The 15,959-nt window shown below is 39.1% G+C and carries 10 protein-coding genes; all 10 read right to left on the bottom strand.

The features are described from left to right. Positions 1-121: 121 nt before the first annotated feature. On the bottom strand, positions 122-706 hold the full coding sequence (locus L2567_RS18190) for a UpxY family transcription antiterminator (protein WP_235299256.1): 585 nt from the start codon (positions 704-706) through the stop codon (positions 122-124). After that, a complete protein-coding gene (locus L2567_RS18185; RefSeq protein WP_235299254.1) occupies positions 688-1,167 on the bottom strand; it encodes a helix-turn-helix domain-containing protein in 480 nt (159 codons plus the stop codon). Before L2567_RS18185 ends, L2567_RS18190 begins: the two co-directional genes overlap by 19 nt. Positions 1,168-1,273: 106 nt before the next feature. Next, positions 1,274-2,377 carry a GumC domain-containing protein gene (locus L2567_RS18180; protein WP_235299253.1) on the bottom strand — a complete coding sequence of 368 codons (1,104 nt, stop codon included), beginning with the start codon at positions 2,375-2,377 and terminating at the stop codon, positions 1,274-1,276. A 19-nt stretch (positions 2,378-2,396) separates the two neighbouring features. Next, entirely contained in the window at positions 2,397-6,041 is a 3,645-nt protein-coding gene (gene metH / locus L2567_RS18175) for a methionine synthase (protein WP_235299252.1), read from the bottom strand. Positions 6,042-6,189: 148 nt separating this feature from the next. After that, a complete protein-coding gene (locus tag L2567_RS18170; RefSeq protein WP_235299251.1) occupies positions 6,190-7,956 on the bottom strand; it encodes a hypothetical protein in 1,767 nt (588 codons plus the stop codon). Between the two features lie 56 nt (positions 7,957-8,012). Continuing rightward, positions 8,013-9,407 carry a hypothetical protein gene (locus L2567_RS18165; protein WP_235299250.1) on the bottom strand — a complete coding sequence of 465 codons (1,395 nt, stop codon included), beginning with the start codon at positions 9,405-9,407 and terminating at the stop codon, positions 8,013-8,015. Further along, complete coding sequence (locus L2567_RS18160) at positions 9,391-11,256, bottom strand: lamin tail domain-containing protein (RefSeq protein ID WP_235299249.1); 1,866 nt, start codon at positions 11,254-11,256, stop codon at positions 9,391-9,393. Before L2567_RS18160 ends, L2567_RS18165 begins: the two co-directional genes overlap by 17 nt. Before the next feature lie 27 nt (positions 11,257-11,283). Continuing rightward, the gene (locus tag L2567_RS18155; protein WP_235299248.1) at positions 11,284-11,436 is read right to left on the bottom strand and encodes a hypothetical protein; all 153 of its coding nucleotides are present in this window, start codon (positions 11,434-11,436) and stop codon (positions 11,284-11,286) included. A gap of 26 nt (positions 11,437-11,462) precedes the next feature. Then, positions 11,463-12,704 carry a SusD/RagB family nutrient-binding outer membrane lipoprotein gene (locus L2567_RS18150; RefSeq protein WP_235299247.1) on the bottom strand — a complete coding sequence of 414 codons (1,242 nt, stop codon included), beginning with the start codon at positions 12,702-12,704 and terminating at the stop codon, positions 11,463-11,465. A 9-nt stretch (positions 12,705-12,713) separates the two neighbouring features. Continuing rightward, the gene (locus L2567_RS18145) at positions 12,714-15,956 is read right to left on the bottom strand and encodes a SusC/RagA family TonB-linked outer membrane protein (protein WP_235299246.1); all 3,243 of its coding nucleotides are present in this window, start codon (positions 15,954-15,956) and stop codon (positions 12,714-12,716) included. Positions 15,957-15,959: the final 3 nt, after the last annotated feature.

Here is a 15,959-nt window from a genome sequence, read left to right as displayed (position 1 = left end):
CTTTGATAAGTCGCAACAACTCTCTCCTAAAAAATCATTATTTTATCTTTCTACACTCCGCCAACAAGTAAAATGAAGGACACAAACCTCCTTCTAAACTTCAGTAAACTACATTGTCATATTAAGTAAAATGACTTTCTTTCATTCCGAGTGTTCTCAAACTTCCTTCTTCAATAACCATTCTAAATTGCCATCCCACACTATCCAACTCAACTAAAAATTCTTTTTTACCCTGTTTTTCTAGCAACTTACCTTTCAATCCGGTTAAATTTCCGGATATAATCTCCACAGGTTTTCCGGGCTCGAATGTAATTGCTTCTCCTATAACATCGTTCTTTTCGCCCACTATTTTTCTCATCATCTCGATTTCCTCCTCTCTTACTTCATTCAGGTTGCCCCGATTTTTCAAAAATCCAGATACATATTCAGTTTCTAAAACCTGGACATATTCCTGTTTGGTAATATGGACAAAAACATAACAATTGATCAATGGAACCTCATAGTGCTTGATTTTCCTGGTCCATTTTTTCGTATACCTAAGTAAAGGCAAATAGGCATTGATGCCTTTTCTTTTTAGCTTATCGACCACGTATTTTTCCGTCTTATACTTGGTATAGATCACAAACCAACGGTACTCCTTTTCATCGAGCCGATTTTCCTTTTGTTGATATGTTGTTAATCCACTACTCATGACTCTATTGCCCAAAGCAACAATGGTTTTGGCTTAAATTTTTCCCAGTCTATTTTATCGGCTTCCTCACGGGAGTAGGTGATGTAGCGAATTTTCTTGGAGATAAATTCTTCCGCTTTTTCTATTAATTCTATGAGATAGTTTTTGTCGATATTGCCAATAAATAAAAGGTCTATAATTTCACTATTCATTCCTCTGGACAAATCTCCTGTAACATAGACCTGATCCACTTCTCCTAATCGACTGACCACCCTTTCTATGATTTGATCAAATCCAACATATTTCATCAGAATGTTATGTACCTCTCCAAATAATGGATGTGAAGTGTTGGCAGAAAAGAACTTCTTGTTCCCTACTGATGTCGATTTCAACATGCCGGCATCTTCCAGCCTGTTAAGTTCTACCCTGATCGCGTTTGAAGACTCCCCAAATTCGTTAGATAAGCCACGCAGATAGGCTTTCGTGTTGCTGTTCAAAAAGAATTTGAGCAGCAGTTTAATTCGGGTTTTTGATGATATGAGTGTTTCTATCATAGAAAACGAGTAAAAATATTACTCAATAACGATACAAATGTATAGAAAATTATGAATAATTCATGATATCCATGTATAATTTCCTCAGGGATACAAACAGAATACCTATAAATCCACCTAAAATAAGTCCTCTAATGACTGCCCATGGAAATGATTCATATTCTGAGTCGATCGGGCTAATTGGTAAATCTATAGTTTGTATAAATGGGGTTTTGTTTTTAAGAGAAAAATCAGCCACTTCTAAATTTTTCGTAGCTTCTAGATACATCACATTGAGTTTCTCCACTTCTCTTCGCAATCTTGCTTCATTGAGACGATCTGTTTCTGCAAATACTCTTTGATTAGATTGTATTGCATCAGCATATTGATATTCTTTGGTTGCTAATAGTGTAGCTAACGAATCACTCTTTTGCTTAATTAATTTGTAGGTATGTAATTGTTTGGAAACTGATTGAAAAGTATAAAATTCAGCTAGATTTTCATAATACTCTTTGACAACTTTAATTGAAAGCTGTTCATCTTGAGAGGTAAAACTTAGATACAATATGTTGGTTATTTCATCATAACTTCCAGATAATAATCCAGGAACATCACCACTTCCAATCACTTTCGTGAAAAGTCGTTTAAGTGCTTTGTTTTCTAAATAAGCGAAGGCGGGAATAGAATCACTCTCAAATCGAAAATCTGCGATAGGATCCTCATAAGGTCCAAATTTAAACATGCTTTTTTTAGCCTCCCACCTGTCAATAGTATCGAGATGATTGATCAGGTGATTTGCTATATAATCCTGATGGTTGTTTACTTCAATGCGGCTAAAAAAGACTTCTTCACTTATCTTCCTTGATTTCAATAGTTGGATCATTTTGTCAAGGTTGTATTCACTTGTACTTGCACCTCCCAGACCAAATGTTCCCAGGAGCCCGGAAACAGAACTAAGAGAGTTTGGATTTTCTGAATTGATCATAAAAGAAAGGTAGGCAGGATAAGTTTCAGGAACTCTCTTGGCCTTCCATCCAAGTGCAATTGCAAACAAAATCGAACTCATCAAAATTAGCCACCATTTTCTAACGATTTCCCAGAAGTACTCTTTGATTTTAACAATGATTTCTTTGATCGAAATCTCGTCATCTTTTCCTTTTTTATGTTCTTCCATAGTTTTATATAAAAAGCAGCTACTTATAATTCAAATTAGGTGCCAGCCATTTTTCAATCTCTTTCTTAGACATGTCTTTTCTACGTGCATAATCGGTTATCTGGTCTTCATTTATGTTTCCAACTCCAAAATAAGTGGCTTCGGGATGCGCAAAAAACCAACCACTGACCGATGCCGCTGGATACATCGCATAGGATTCAGTCAATATTATACCGGTATTAGTAGTCGCATTCAAAAGATCAAACAAGATAGGCTTTTCTGTATGATCGGGACAGGCGGGATAACCTGGAGCTGGGCGTATCCCTTGGTATTTTTCCGCTATCAATGCGTCATTGTCTAGTTTTTCATCAGCTGCATATCCCCAGAGCTCTCTGCGAACTTTCGCATGAGCATATTCGGCAAATGCTTCAGCAAACCGATCAGCAAGAGCTTTCAATAAAATCGCATTGTAATCATCGTGATCCTCCTCGAATTCACGAACCTTTTCTTCTATTTTTCCACCTGCTGTCACGGCAAAACCTCCTATATAATCATCCTTAGGCGCAATGAAGTCAGCCAAACAATAATTGGATTTACCCACTGCTTTTTTTCTCTGTTGGCGTAAATGGTGGGTGACAACTTCCTCCCCGGCTTTGATCACAACATCATCTCCTTGTGCATATGCTGGCCAAATTCCGACCACTCCATTGGCCTCCAACCACTTTTCTTCTACGATTTTTTCAATCATTTTCTGTGCATCATCATACAATTGTCGAGCTTCTTTTCCAACTACCTCATCATTGAAGATCACGGGATAGCGTCCATGCAATTGCCAACTGATGAAAAATGGCGTCCAATCGATATAGGGTAGTAGTTCGTTTAAGTCAAGGTCGTTAAAGACCGTAATGCCTGATTGGTTAGGAATCGGTGCACTGTAAGACGACCAATCTATTTTAACACGATTTTGACGTGCTTCCTCTATGGATATATATTTCTTAAAGTCTTTTCTGGCAGCCCGTTTCTCACGCATATCTGCATATTCCCTTCTGGTATCGAGGAAGAAATTATTTCTGTCATTTTCATCCTCTGTAAGTAGAGCGGACGCCACACCCACACTTCTTGAAGCATCTAAAACGTGTACCACTGGTCCTGAGTATTCAGGTTCAATTTTGACTGCGGTATGTATTTTAGAAGTTGTAGCGCCGCCAATCAGCAAAGGAAGTTTCATCTTTCGACGCTCCATTTCCGCAGCCACATAGACCATCTCATCTAAAGACGGGGTTATTAATCCACTGAGTCCTACGATGTCCACTTTTCTACTTTCAGCCTCCTCCAGAATTTTATTAGCAGGCACCATCACACCCAGATCAATAATTTCATAATTATTGCAACCCAGAACTACTCCAACAATGTTTTTACCTATATCGTGTACATCCCCTTTTACGGTGGCCAATAAAATTTTTCCTTTTGTTGATGCAGCAGTAGACTGCTTAGCGGCTTCAATGTATGGCGTAAGAATCGCTACCGCTTTTTTCATAACACGTGCGCTTTTTACCACTTGAGGAAGAAACATTTTGCCCGCACCGAATAAGTCTCCCACACGATTCATGCCATCCATTAGCGGCCCTTCGATGACGCTTAAAGGTTGATCATATTTTAGCCTAGCTTCCTCTACATCTTCATCGATGAAATCAGTAATGCCTTTGATCAATGAATGTGCCAGCCTTTCTTGGACTGATGCTTTTCTCCATTCCAGATCAACAATTCTCTTTTTTCCTGCTCCTCTGACTTCTTCAGCATAAGCAGTCAATGCATCGGTTGCCTCAGGATGTCTATTAAATAAAACATCTTCCACCTTGGTAAGCAGTTTAGGCGGAATTTCTTCGTAGACTTCCATCATTCCCGCATTCACGATCCCCATGTCCATACCTGCTTGAATGGCATGGTACAAAAAAGCTGAGTGCATGGCTTCACGAACCACATTATTTCCTCGGTAAGAAAAGGAGATATTGCTTACACCACCCGAAATCAAAGCGCCTGGGCACAATTTTTTAATTTGCTTGCAAGCTTCGATAAAATTAATGGCATATTCATTATGCTCGTCTATTCCAGTAGCTACAGCAAATATGTTGGGATCAAAAATAATGTCCTCAGCTGGGAAACCTACGTCTTCTGTCAATATATCGTATGCTCGTTTGCAAATTTCAACCTTTCGCTCGATGGTATCTGCCTGACCTTTTTCATCGAATGCCATCACGACAGTAGCAGCACCGTAGCGCTTGACAATCTTAGCTTGTTCTTTAAACTGTTCCACTCCCTCTTTCATTGAAATGGAATTCACAATACATTTACCTTGCACACACTTCAGACCTTCTTCAATGACACTAAATTTCGAAGAATCAATCATGATCGGCAGCTTGGCAATGTCCGGCTCACTCATGACAAGTAGCAGAAACTTTTTCATCGCTTCTACAGAATCCAACATTCCTTCATCCATATTAATATCAATGATCTGAGCACCACCTTCTACTTGTTGCCGAGCCACGGAAAGCGCTTCTTCATAATCTTCTTCCCTAATCAGCCTGGCGAATTTTCTTGAACCGGTCACATTGGTCCTTTCTCCAATATTGATGAAGTTGAGGTCTTTTCTGACAATAAGGGGTTCCAAGCCGGCATACATTGGCAAAGCATCCACTTTTGGTATTTCTCTGGGAGGTAATCCCTTTACTGCTTTAGCCATGGCTTGAATGTGGTCCGGTGTGGTACCACAACAGCCTCCGATAATGTTGACAAATCCACTGGATGCAAAATCTCTTATATAGCTCTGCATTTCCTCGGGACTTTGGTCGTATTCTCCAAATTCGTTGGGAAGGCCAGCATTAGGATAAGCGGAAATATAAACCTCGGATATTTTACTGAGCGTTTCAACATAAGGCCTCAATTCTTTAGCACCGAGTGCACAGTTAAGGCCTACACTGAACAATTTGATATGTTTGATAGAAATCCAAAAGGCCTCGATGGTCTGGCCGGATAAAGTTCTCCCACTGGAATCTGTTATCGTTCCTGATACCATGATAGGTAAGTCAGAACCTCTTTCTTCCTGCAATTGGTCAATGGCAAATAGGGCCGCCTTTGCATTCAATGTATCAAAAGCAGTTTCCACTAAAAACAGATCTACTCCTCCGTCCATCAAGCCTTTAGCCTGTTCGTAGTAGGCTTCTACCAGCTCGTCAAAATCCACACCACGCATCCCTGGGTTATTCACATCAGGCGAAATAGAAGCAGATCGGGTAGTTGGACCAAGAGCTCCTGCTACAAATCGAGGCTTATCTGAATATTGATTCGTGGCAGCTTTGGCAATTTTCGCAGCTTCCACATTAATTTCATAAACCAGATCTTGCATATCATAGTCCGCCATAGATATGGCATTCGCATTAAAAGTGTTGGTTTCTATGATATCAGAGCCTACATCCAAATAAGCTGCGTGAATAGATTTGATGATCTCGGGCTGCGTGAGCACGAGCAAATCGTTGTTGCCTTTAATGTCTTTATGGAAACTTGCAAAGCGTTCACCTCTAAAATCATCCTCAGTGAGTTTATGGCGTTGAATCATGGTGCCCATTGCGCCGTCCAGGACCAGGATCCTCTTCTTTACAACTTCTCTAATTGACTTGGATGTTTCCATAAGAGCGCAAAATTACGCAATAGGATTGAGGAATTAGTAAAGAAAACATCGGTATTGCAGTTAAGTAGCGTTGAACAAAGGATGAAATTTGAAATGTACAGCCGATAGATATTTATCGATGTAGTTCTTCCATAGGTTAGGAATAGACTTAAAAGAACATTTTAGGTTCCCAAAAATTGACCCTGATCGCACCTTCTAATGTCAGGTTATTAAAGTTCAGTTCTGACACTTCTGACCTTTGAGACCGAAAGTTTAGCTTAGCATCGAAAAAGTAATTGGGAAATACTTCATAACTTAACTTATTCATGGATAGTATGGTACGAGATGACTGTCCTTGAAGTAATGTATTTCCAAATTCTGCCGGCTTTTCATCTGAGGACCTCAAAATATTAGCTCCAAAAAGAATTTCAGGGGTATCCAGACCTTGTAACATGAAATAGTTTGATGAACTTAATTTTAATTTTGGTGTAATGTAATAGCTTGCTGAAAAATTTACCTCACTAAAGTTAGCGCCTAACGGATGAGCGAGTGCTTGATTAGCGTGTGAATAATTGGCCAATATATTGTTCTGGATAAAACGATGTCCATATGTATATGGCCTGACTCTGTTGTATTCTGTTTGTAAGTCTAAACCTTCGATATTGAATGCATCTACATAACGGACTCCGGCTTGAATACCATATTTGTTGGCCCACCATCCTTGTCGATCGGGATCATTGGTAGTAAATTCATTGAGCTTAAATTCATCCATAATGACCTGTCCATAAAGCTGAAATTTTCGGCCAATATTCCACTTTCCATTAAGTCCTATCAAGACATTGTCTGAACTTGCCAGATTGTATTCTACTAATCTATATAAAATCACAGGGTTGAGATACTGAAGATCAAAACCATCATCACGACCAAAAACGACAGTCTCAAATACCCCCAATTCAATATTTTTATGTTTAAAGCTTAGGTAATGAGTAGTCATGTACTTGCGGGAGATAATCTGGCCAGAAGGTACATCCTTAGGTGAAATGGGTATTAACTCCGCAAAAATGTTTTGATAATGTAGTTTCCAGATCTTGGTGTTCAGTTTCAAATAGAGATAATTATTCGTAAAGTCAGAAAGCAAAAGTGACCGTTGACCATTTCCCAGAAACTGATTATTATTACCAAATTCTACACCGATATTTTTAGAGATATTGACATTGATGTAGGCTGTTGCATTTAGAAAATCATATCCTCTCAAGGATTCAACCACCCCGGAATTGTAGTTTTTATAAAAGCCATTTCCGGGAATAGCTTTGAATTTGTTAACGTAGTTATTGACATAAGTTGGAAAAACGGCCTGAGATTCAAGTATGTCGGAATAGAAATATACTTTGTCATTGATATGCCCACTTAGAGCTATCCCTCTGCGGTTCTCAAAAGTCAGTTTTTGCTGAGCCAAATCCTGACCTGCCCCGAAATACAAAACAGGATTGATTTTAAGTAAAAACCCTTTGGCTTTAATGAGTGCCAAGTGATTTCTGTTGGCGTAAAAATATTTGAGAATTGGCTTTTCAGGTTCAATAATGTTCAAAATCTCCGAATACTGGTATTCTTTGGACGTATAAAAGGTCTGAGTACTGTCAATGTATTCAGCCTGGAAAACTTCTGAAGTAGAAATATCGTCCCAGAATTCTGGATATGTTTTTATAAGCTTTGTGGCAAGGTACTTTTGGGAACCGGAAAGAGAAACAAAAGTATCAATGGTTTCTCTAAATACACTTCGGGATGAATATTCACCGATGGCTGCATGTAAATCCGACTTGCCTTGTATTTCTAGTTTTCGTGCATAGTCATGGAGGTCCGAATGAAGAGGAATATGAGTGTATTGTGCACTGGACAGTAAAGGCAGAAAAACAAGTATAATTAGAATATATTTCATTTGACACAAATATAGAAAATGGACTCTAACAATACTGAAAGGGAAATAGAGAAGATTTAATCCAGGTTCCCATCTAGCCATGATCTGAATTGCTGAGCATTAAACATGGAATCATAATTATGACCTACGCCGTAGACTATTATTTTTTCACTTTGGTTTGCTTCAGGATAGTATTCCTTTAAAAAGCGAATGTAATTCTCCCCTCTATTAAAACGACTTTTTCCTAAAACAGTGGCAGCACAATCATCGGTATTCAAGGAACCGGTAGTCACTACATCATTATTTCCTAACAAGTACAAAACACGATTTGTGGTAATATTTGTTTCTGTATTACCCAACAATATGTCAGTCATGTAGTCCGGAAAGTTTACATTTCCGTAGGGCCACCAATTGTAGTTAGGGCAATTATTAACATTTTGAAACTCGTTTGACATTTCATCAAATCTAAAGTCTAAAGGGTAATAGAAATATTGGCTGTTTGCAACAGTAAACATCAGATCGAAATCATTAAGATAACGCTCTGGATTTATGAGTGTAGCCAGTATCTGTGACATCATTGCACCGGAAGAATGACCTGCTATTACTACTTGTTCAAGATTGGGAAATACATTCTTGTCTTTAAAATGGTCCAAAAAGCTATAAATAACTTTAGCTGAGCTAACAGACCCACTCCCTTGTGAAAGAGCACCCTGTCTCCAACTGGTCGTCGGCCAAAATATATTGTTTCCCGTGGAGCTAGTATTGGTTTCAAAGAGTGGAGCCAATATCAAAGTAGAGTTGGTTTTGTTTAAACTCTTTATAGTTTTGATCATTGAATTATAGTATTCATCGCCATTTCTGTTTTGGCCATGAATTACCATCACTACATTTCTTACAGAATCTAGTTTTAAGTTCTCTTGAAATATAGGAAAGCTAGCATAATAGGCAAAGTCTAAAAAAATCTCATCTTGTTTTATTCTTAATATCTGGAGACAATCCGCCGCCGCAGACAGGCAAGGTGGCAAATAAGTTGCCACCCCTTCTTCTTGTGTTGTGAATTGAAACAATATAGCTTCATCAAGCTTAAAGCCTTCTTTGCCAATTTCCAGGTTACTAAGCTTGATTTCATAGCGGGTGCTATATTCAAGCTCTCTTTCAATATTAACCTTAGTTGAGGCATTTCTGTATCTAAAATTTAAATTGTTTATTACTTCGACACCATCTTTCAAAAGTTGAAATGAATTTTCAAATTTATTTGTCTCTAATTGACCTGAAAACACTAGTTCCAGATTTAGGTTAATAGACACATTTTCAACTTGATCCATCAGCGGTAAACCATTGACAGAGACGCTAAGCAAATTTAGGTTGTTTTCGGTATCAACATCTTTCTTAGAGCAGCTCAAGCCAAAGGTAATCCACAAAAAGCCTAGTATCCATATTTCCTTACGCACGTTTTTAAAACGATGTGCCATCCGCTTTTGTTCCTGGTGAATATAGAAGCGCTGGATTGACAGTGGTATGCAAAGTAAAACTTCCCTCCAAGTCCGGAGACCTGGTAACAGATTGGTCAGATCCAAAGTCTATTCCGGCACCTTCATCCTGTGTGTCAAAAGTCATAAAAACATTATTATCAGTATCCAGAATAGTAATGACATCATCTGAATTAGATAAATTCATATTTCCTGTTGTTGAAACAGCAACTTGTGCTTCACCGAACGAACCCGTAGGTGTTCCACCCCCGAACAAAACATAAACACCACCTGGTGGTATCACAGTACCTTCAGCAAAAATATGTCGAGGCTCCATAGTTTCTAAATTATTGGCATCAAACAATGTATATCCACTAAGGTCAACTGATTCATCAGAGTCGTTCACAAACTCAATGAATTCATCTTCAGATGCACTTCTCGTTCCATCACCATTGGCATCGCCTGCATCTCCTCCAGGTGGGTCAAACAATACTTCATTGATTATAAATCCTACACCATTGTTTACCGAACCACCTGCAAAATTGGTTCCGTCAGCTTTTTTACCTGGGGAGAAAAAAGACTCTGCATTAGCATTCGTGTGGAGGGTATATGCTCCGTTAATATCAGGACTTCTTGTAATAGATTGATCTTCCCCAAATGATATACCCGCTCCTTCAATCTGAGTATCGAAACTCAGAAAAACATTGCCTTGATTATCTAAAATGGTGATCACATCATCTGCATTTGATAAATTCATATTTCCTGTCGTACTCACAGCAACTTCCGCCGTTCCAAAGTCGCCGCTTGGATTCCCCCCGCCAAACAAAACATAGATGCCACCACTAGGAATGACTGTGCCGTCAGGAAATGTATGTCGAGGTTCGAGAGTTTCTAAGTTATTGGCATCATATAGTGTAAAACCACTTAAGTCAACTTCTCTATCAGAGTCATTTACAAATTCAATGAATTCGTCTTCTGATGGGCTTCTTGTTCCATCTCCATTAGCGTCTCCAGCATCTCCTCCAGGTGGGTCAAACAAAACTTCGTTAATGATAAATCCGCGATCCGGAAATCCATCCATATTGGTATCTACGTCATCATCCAGAATAACAATGGAGAGGACTTGGGGTTCAAGCTCGACAGCGTTTGTAATATTTGCAATAGCAATTTCAACAGACTCAGAACCTTCTATTTCTCCATCTTGAATGGTAGATAAAATGATGGTATCTGTGGTCATGCCAATAGGCAATATCACTTCAGTTTTGCTCAAAGTGTAATCAATATTCTGGGTAGCCTCCCCTGAGATTTCTAAATCAACCGTAACTTGCTCCTCTACTGCCTGACTTAGCGAAACAATAATTACCGCGCTTTCTTGATTTTCACTTACAGATGCATTATCAACTTCTAGCGTCACATTGGGTGGTATAAAAGGAGCAGTGGTGAAGGAAAACTCGAAGTTTTCCTCTAATTCTGTTCCATCCTGACCATAGATTCCCGGCGCAAGACTGATGGTATAATTGGTTTCGAAATCTAAAGGATCATTCGGTTGAATTGTGATGGTTGAATTGGTATTGGCATATTCAATGTCATATGCATTCGAAGACAAGCCTGAAAAAGATAGACCAGACTCGAGCGCTGTTGTATTCAGTGTATGCGAAAACACAATGGTAATTTGAGGATTTTTTGATATGTCTTCTGCACTATTGGAAACATCTTCGCCATCTATAGAAATCGCTAAAATTTTAAGGGTATTATCAGTCAGCAATTCTTCGCGATCACCACATGATATCGCGATTAGTAAAAGTATGAGACTTAGATATATGGTCGTATGAATCTTGTTAAAATATTTCATTGTCAATTTTTTTTCTTCAAGCAATAATTACTGATTGATATCTGTAGGAGTGAACAATCCAGGTATAGGATTAGGAACACTTGTATTTCTGTCTATTTCACTCTGTGGATATAGGAATCTTTGTGGAAGTTCAGACCCCATGTTAGGCTGAACGGGAACTCTAACACCGATTTCATTCAATGTCCTTCTGATATCATTAAAACCCTCTATTTGATTAAAGAAGGTGACAAATCTTCTTCTAAAATTTCCCTTAGAAGCGCGGCTTCCTTATCAATACCATCCATGTTTTCGATTCCTCCGGACGTGAAATCAGCTTCTTCAAATGGATCGTATAGCAAATCAGGAGCAGGCCCGTCGGCAATGTAACCACCTTCGTTCATAAATGCCCTAAAATCATTAAGTCTTATGAGTGCCTCCTCAAATCCTTCACTTCTAAATCCAGCTTCGGCCAGGATTAATAAATTTTCCTGATAGGTAATCAAAGGTGCAGAGGCTGTAGCAGCAGCAAAACCATCTATAGTGTTGGGCTGAACTCCTAGATTATTTCTGTTAAAATAGAAGTTAAATCTTGCGGTTTCATCTGTCTTCGAATGGCCTCTATATAGACCGGGATCTGTATTCTCAAGAGGATCCGAATCAACCAAACTGCTCATAAAATCTGAAACAATCACATCTGCGCCCCTTACTTCTACTGCGAAAAATAAATAAGTCAAATTGGATTCTTCTAATCCACTACCATGTGGAGCATACATGGAACTGCCAAAAGAACTGACCCCATTTTGAGCAGCGCTGTATGCTTGTGCGTATTCCTGAGTGTGCATGAAAAACCTGGCTTTAAGTGTATAGGCCGCTTCTCTCCATCGTTCAGGATCTCCATTGTAATATATATCTGCACCAGAAGCAGGACGGCCGCCTCCGCTTTCCAAATTAGAAATAGCTTGATCTAAAAGGCTTTGCACCGAATTATATACTGCCAATTGTTCCTCATATGCAGGATTTTCGATTTCTATCTTTCCGGCTTCTTCAAAAGGAACATCACCATATAGAGAGGCTGCAGTACCGATAGCATAGGCACGCATCACCTGGGTTATTCCAAGTGTAATACCTTCTATTCCTTCCTGTTCAGCGGCATCCGCAGCTACTAGTGCATTTCGATAGGTATCAACGTAAATATCAGACCACAAAGCGTTAAAGTCACTAGTGGTCAAGGAATAATTGCTAAAACCCAAGTGCTGACGATCAAGTCCGGTGTAATATCCGCTAAAAATTCCTGCTCTTCTGGCGGTTTCTCCCGTTTGTAGTATGATATTCCCTACCTGAGATCCTGTAAGGATGTTTTCATAAGACGCACTTGTTGGATTATTGGGATCCTGATTAATTCCGTCTACTAATCCACTGCAAGCATATAGCAAAGTGGAAAGTAGTATAATGGTTATTATTTTAGTCATAATTTATTTTTAAAAATCAAGAAGAAGACTTAATACATAAGATTTGGTTCCAGGATTATTAAAATAATCAATACCTCTCGCTACGCTTACTCCAGAAAGATTGGTATCCGGATCATTTCCCTCGAAAGGCGACCATAATAGAAGATTGCGACCAGTCAAGGTGAGTTCCATGCCACCTTTTCCAAGAGTGCTATTGGTCCATCCGGGATTCAATCGATAAGACAGGCTCATTTCACGTAGTCTGGACCAGGAGCCGTCTTCAATAAACAATTCATCATTTCCATTGCTAAAAAACCCTCCATCTCCATTATACCAAGACTCAGTTAAAGCGACAGGTCCTGCACCAAAGTCTTGAACATTACCTCTAAAGGTTTCACCTATAAAAATGATATTGCCATTGTATTCTTTGAGATTCCTAGATGCAGTGATTTCGTTGTCAGTACCTTTCCATCTTCCCAAATCAGTTAAGACTGACTTCGTTCCTGCGAAAATATCAGCCCCCTGAAAGGTTTCAAATAGTAAACTTAAGGTAAAGTTTTTGTAGCTGAAACTTGAAATTAACGATCCCTGCCAATCTGGATTAGGGTCGCCGATTACGCCTTCTAGTTCATCTTGCTCAGGAAATCCATTTTCATCATACACGATTGCACCATTTTCATCTCGCAATGTTCTCGATCCCCATAATACACCTAGTGGTTGGCCTTCAATTGCCCTTGAATTCACAGCAGCCAATCCTCCTAAGTTGATGGATTGAATTCCGTTCAGATCAGTGACTTCATTTCTTACTCTGGTAAATGTTGCAGTCAGGTTCCAATTCATGTTTTGATTACGGATGATATCGTAACCTAAGTCCAGTTCAAACCCATCATTTCTGATCTCTGCCCCATTCGCATAAATTTGACTATATCCTCTAGAATTAGCGACTGGAAAGTCAAGTAGTACGTCCTCAGTTACGTTATCAAAGTAGGTAGCACTGAATGAAAGTCTATTCTTTAGGAATCTGAGGTCCGTGCCAACTTCAAACTCCTTCTTGCGCTCAGGCAAGAGTGAAGAATTTCCTCTAAATGCGCTAGGTACAAAACCTCCATTTCCATACAATCCCAAATTCAGACCTCCCCCAAATGAATCATTGAAGGTAGGTGAAACATACACATTAGAGGTATTGTATCTTGCCGGTTGGACCCCCACTTCACCATATGAAGCCCTTAGTTTACCAAAAGAGAAAATATCATTCTGAAGACTACCTAATTTATTAAAATGCCATGCGGCTGAAACTGAAGGAAAAAGAAAAGTATTGTTCGCCGCATCTCCAAATGTAGAAGCAGATTCTACTCTAAGAGTACCATTAACAAACAACATATCGAAGGCATCCAAAGAAAGTGAAGAGTAAACCCCAGCTGTGCGCTCCTGTCCCTGTGAACTCGCGGTTGTGACATTCTCAGGAAGTGCATTGTCCTTATCTCTTACAACACTCGCTACATCCACAAATTGAATGAAATTTACGGTGTTGACACCATTAACATTTCTTGATTTTTGATTATAATTAAACCCTACTAGTGCCGTTGCGTTCAAATTATTGGTCAGATTTCTGGTAGCCTTAGCGATATAATCCATATTAAAAACAGTATTGGTAGCAATGGATTGCTCATAAAGTCCTGAATTGAATGCACCTGCTGCTGATCCCGGAGTAAAGAATTCATTTCTTTTCTCAGAATAATGATCCAATCCCACTCTTCCTATCAAATCTATCCACGAGGTGGGTGATACCGTTAATTCTGCACTGCTAATGAAACGGTCCACTTTTGCTTTATTTTCTTGCTCATTAATCGTCCAAGATGGATTGTTGTATGTGGGAGTTCCATCCGCCGCAATAGGTTCTCTATAAGATCTGTGTCTGTTGGGAACTGGAGAAGCATCTGAATTTCTAAAGTATTCACCACGGTATCCTGTATTATCAAAATCAGGAGGTGTTCGAAGTAAACCCAGATAGAGACCAGAAGAATTTGCTCCTTTTTGTATTCGATTTGACGCCGTACGCGTATAATTAGAAGTTACATTCAATTTAACTTTGTCAGAGAAAAGATGCTTGACATTCATTCTTGAAGTTGTTCGACGGTAATCTGAGTTGTTTCGTATAATTCCTTGTTGATTCATATCACTCAGACTGAAGTAAACTGCAGTTGATTTGTTACCTCCATTGACACTCAAGTTATTTTCAAGAAATTGACCATTTTGAAAAATTTGATCAAAATTACTTTGATCATAAATGGTCTGAGAAGTTTTATCGATAATGGGATAGTAAATGTTTCCTTCCTGGTCCACAAAATACTCACCAGAGGTATCGAAATTGTCTGTACCTCCACTACGATCAGCTATTTTATCTCCCCACGAATCCCTAGCTCTTTGATTCCAAACGCCTCGATCTCCCTGTCCATAGGTTGTTTGTAGGGGATAAATTCTATTGATCACATCCAATGAATAAGTACTTTTCAAGGAGACCCTGGTTTTGGATTGAAAGCTTCCACTTTTGGTAGTTATCAAAATCACACCTCCTAAAGCCTGTGTCCCATACAAGGCTGCAGCTGAAGCCCCTTTCAGTACAGATATACTTTCAATATCATTCGGGTTTATATCATTTAATCTAGACTCCTGACTGACACCTCCTCTGTCGCTATTTCCTCTTACATCATTGCTGATAGGTATACCATCGACAACTATCAATGGCTGATTATCCCTTGTAATGGTGGAAAGTCCACGAATTTGAATATAGGATCCAGCTCCGGGATCTCCTGAATTTCTTGTAATCCTTACACCGGAAGATTTTCCAGCTAATGAATTAAGAACAGTAGGCTCCCCAGATTTTACTATACTTTGTCCGTCTACATTTGAACTGGCATATCCAAGATTATCCTTGTCTTGTTCTAATCCAAGTGCCGTCACCACTACTTCATCTAACACTTTTGCATCTTCAGACATGATGACGTCGATGTTCGATTTTTGTCCTACAATTCGCTCGACTTCCTGCATACCTATGTAAGAATAAGTGAGAACAGCATTTTCGTTTTGGACTTCTATGGTATAAGTACCTTCGATTGAAGTAGTCGTACCATTATCAGTGCCTTTTTCAAAAATATTGACACCAATGAGTGGTAATCCATCGTTTCCTGTCACCAAGCCAGTAACTGTTTGCTGGGCTGTGAGAATGCAACAGGTAAGCATGAATAAAATAGTAAATTGAGTAATTTTCAACATATT

It is taken from the genome of Portibacter marinus, from assembly GCF_021533195.1.
Taxonomy (GTDB): Bacteria; Bacteroidota; Bacteroidia; order Chitinophagales; family Saprospiraceae; genus Portibacter; species Portibacter marinus.
The sequence above is the reverse complement of the archived record's forward strand: the minus strand, read 5'-3'. Positions and strand labels throughout refer to the sequence as shown.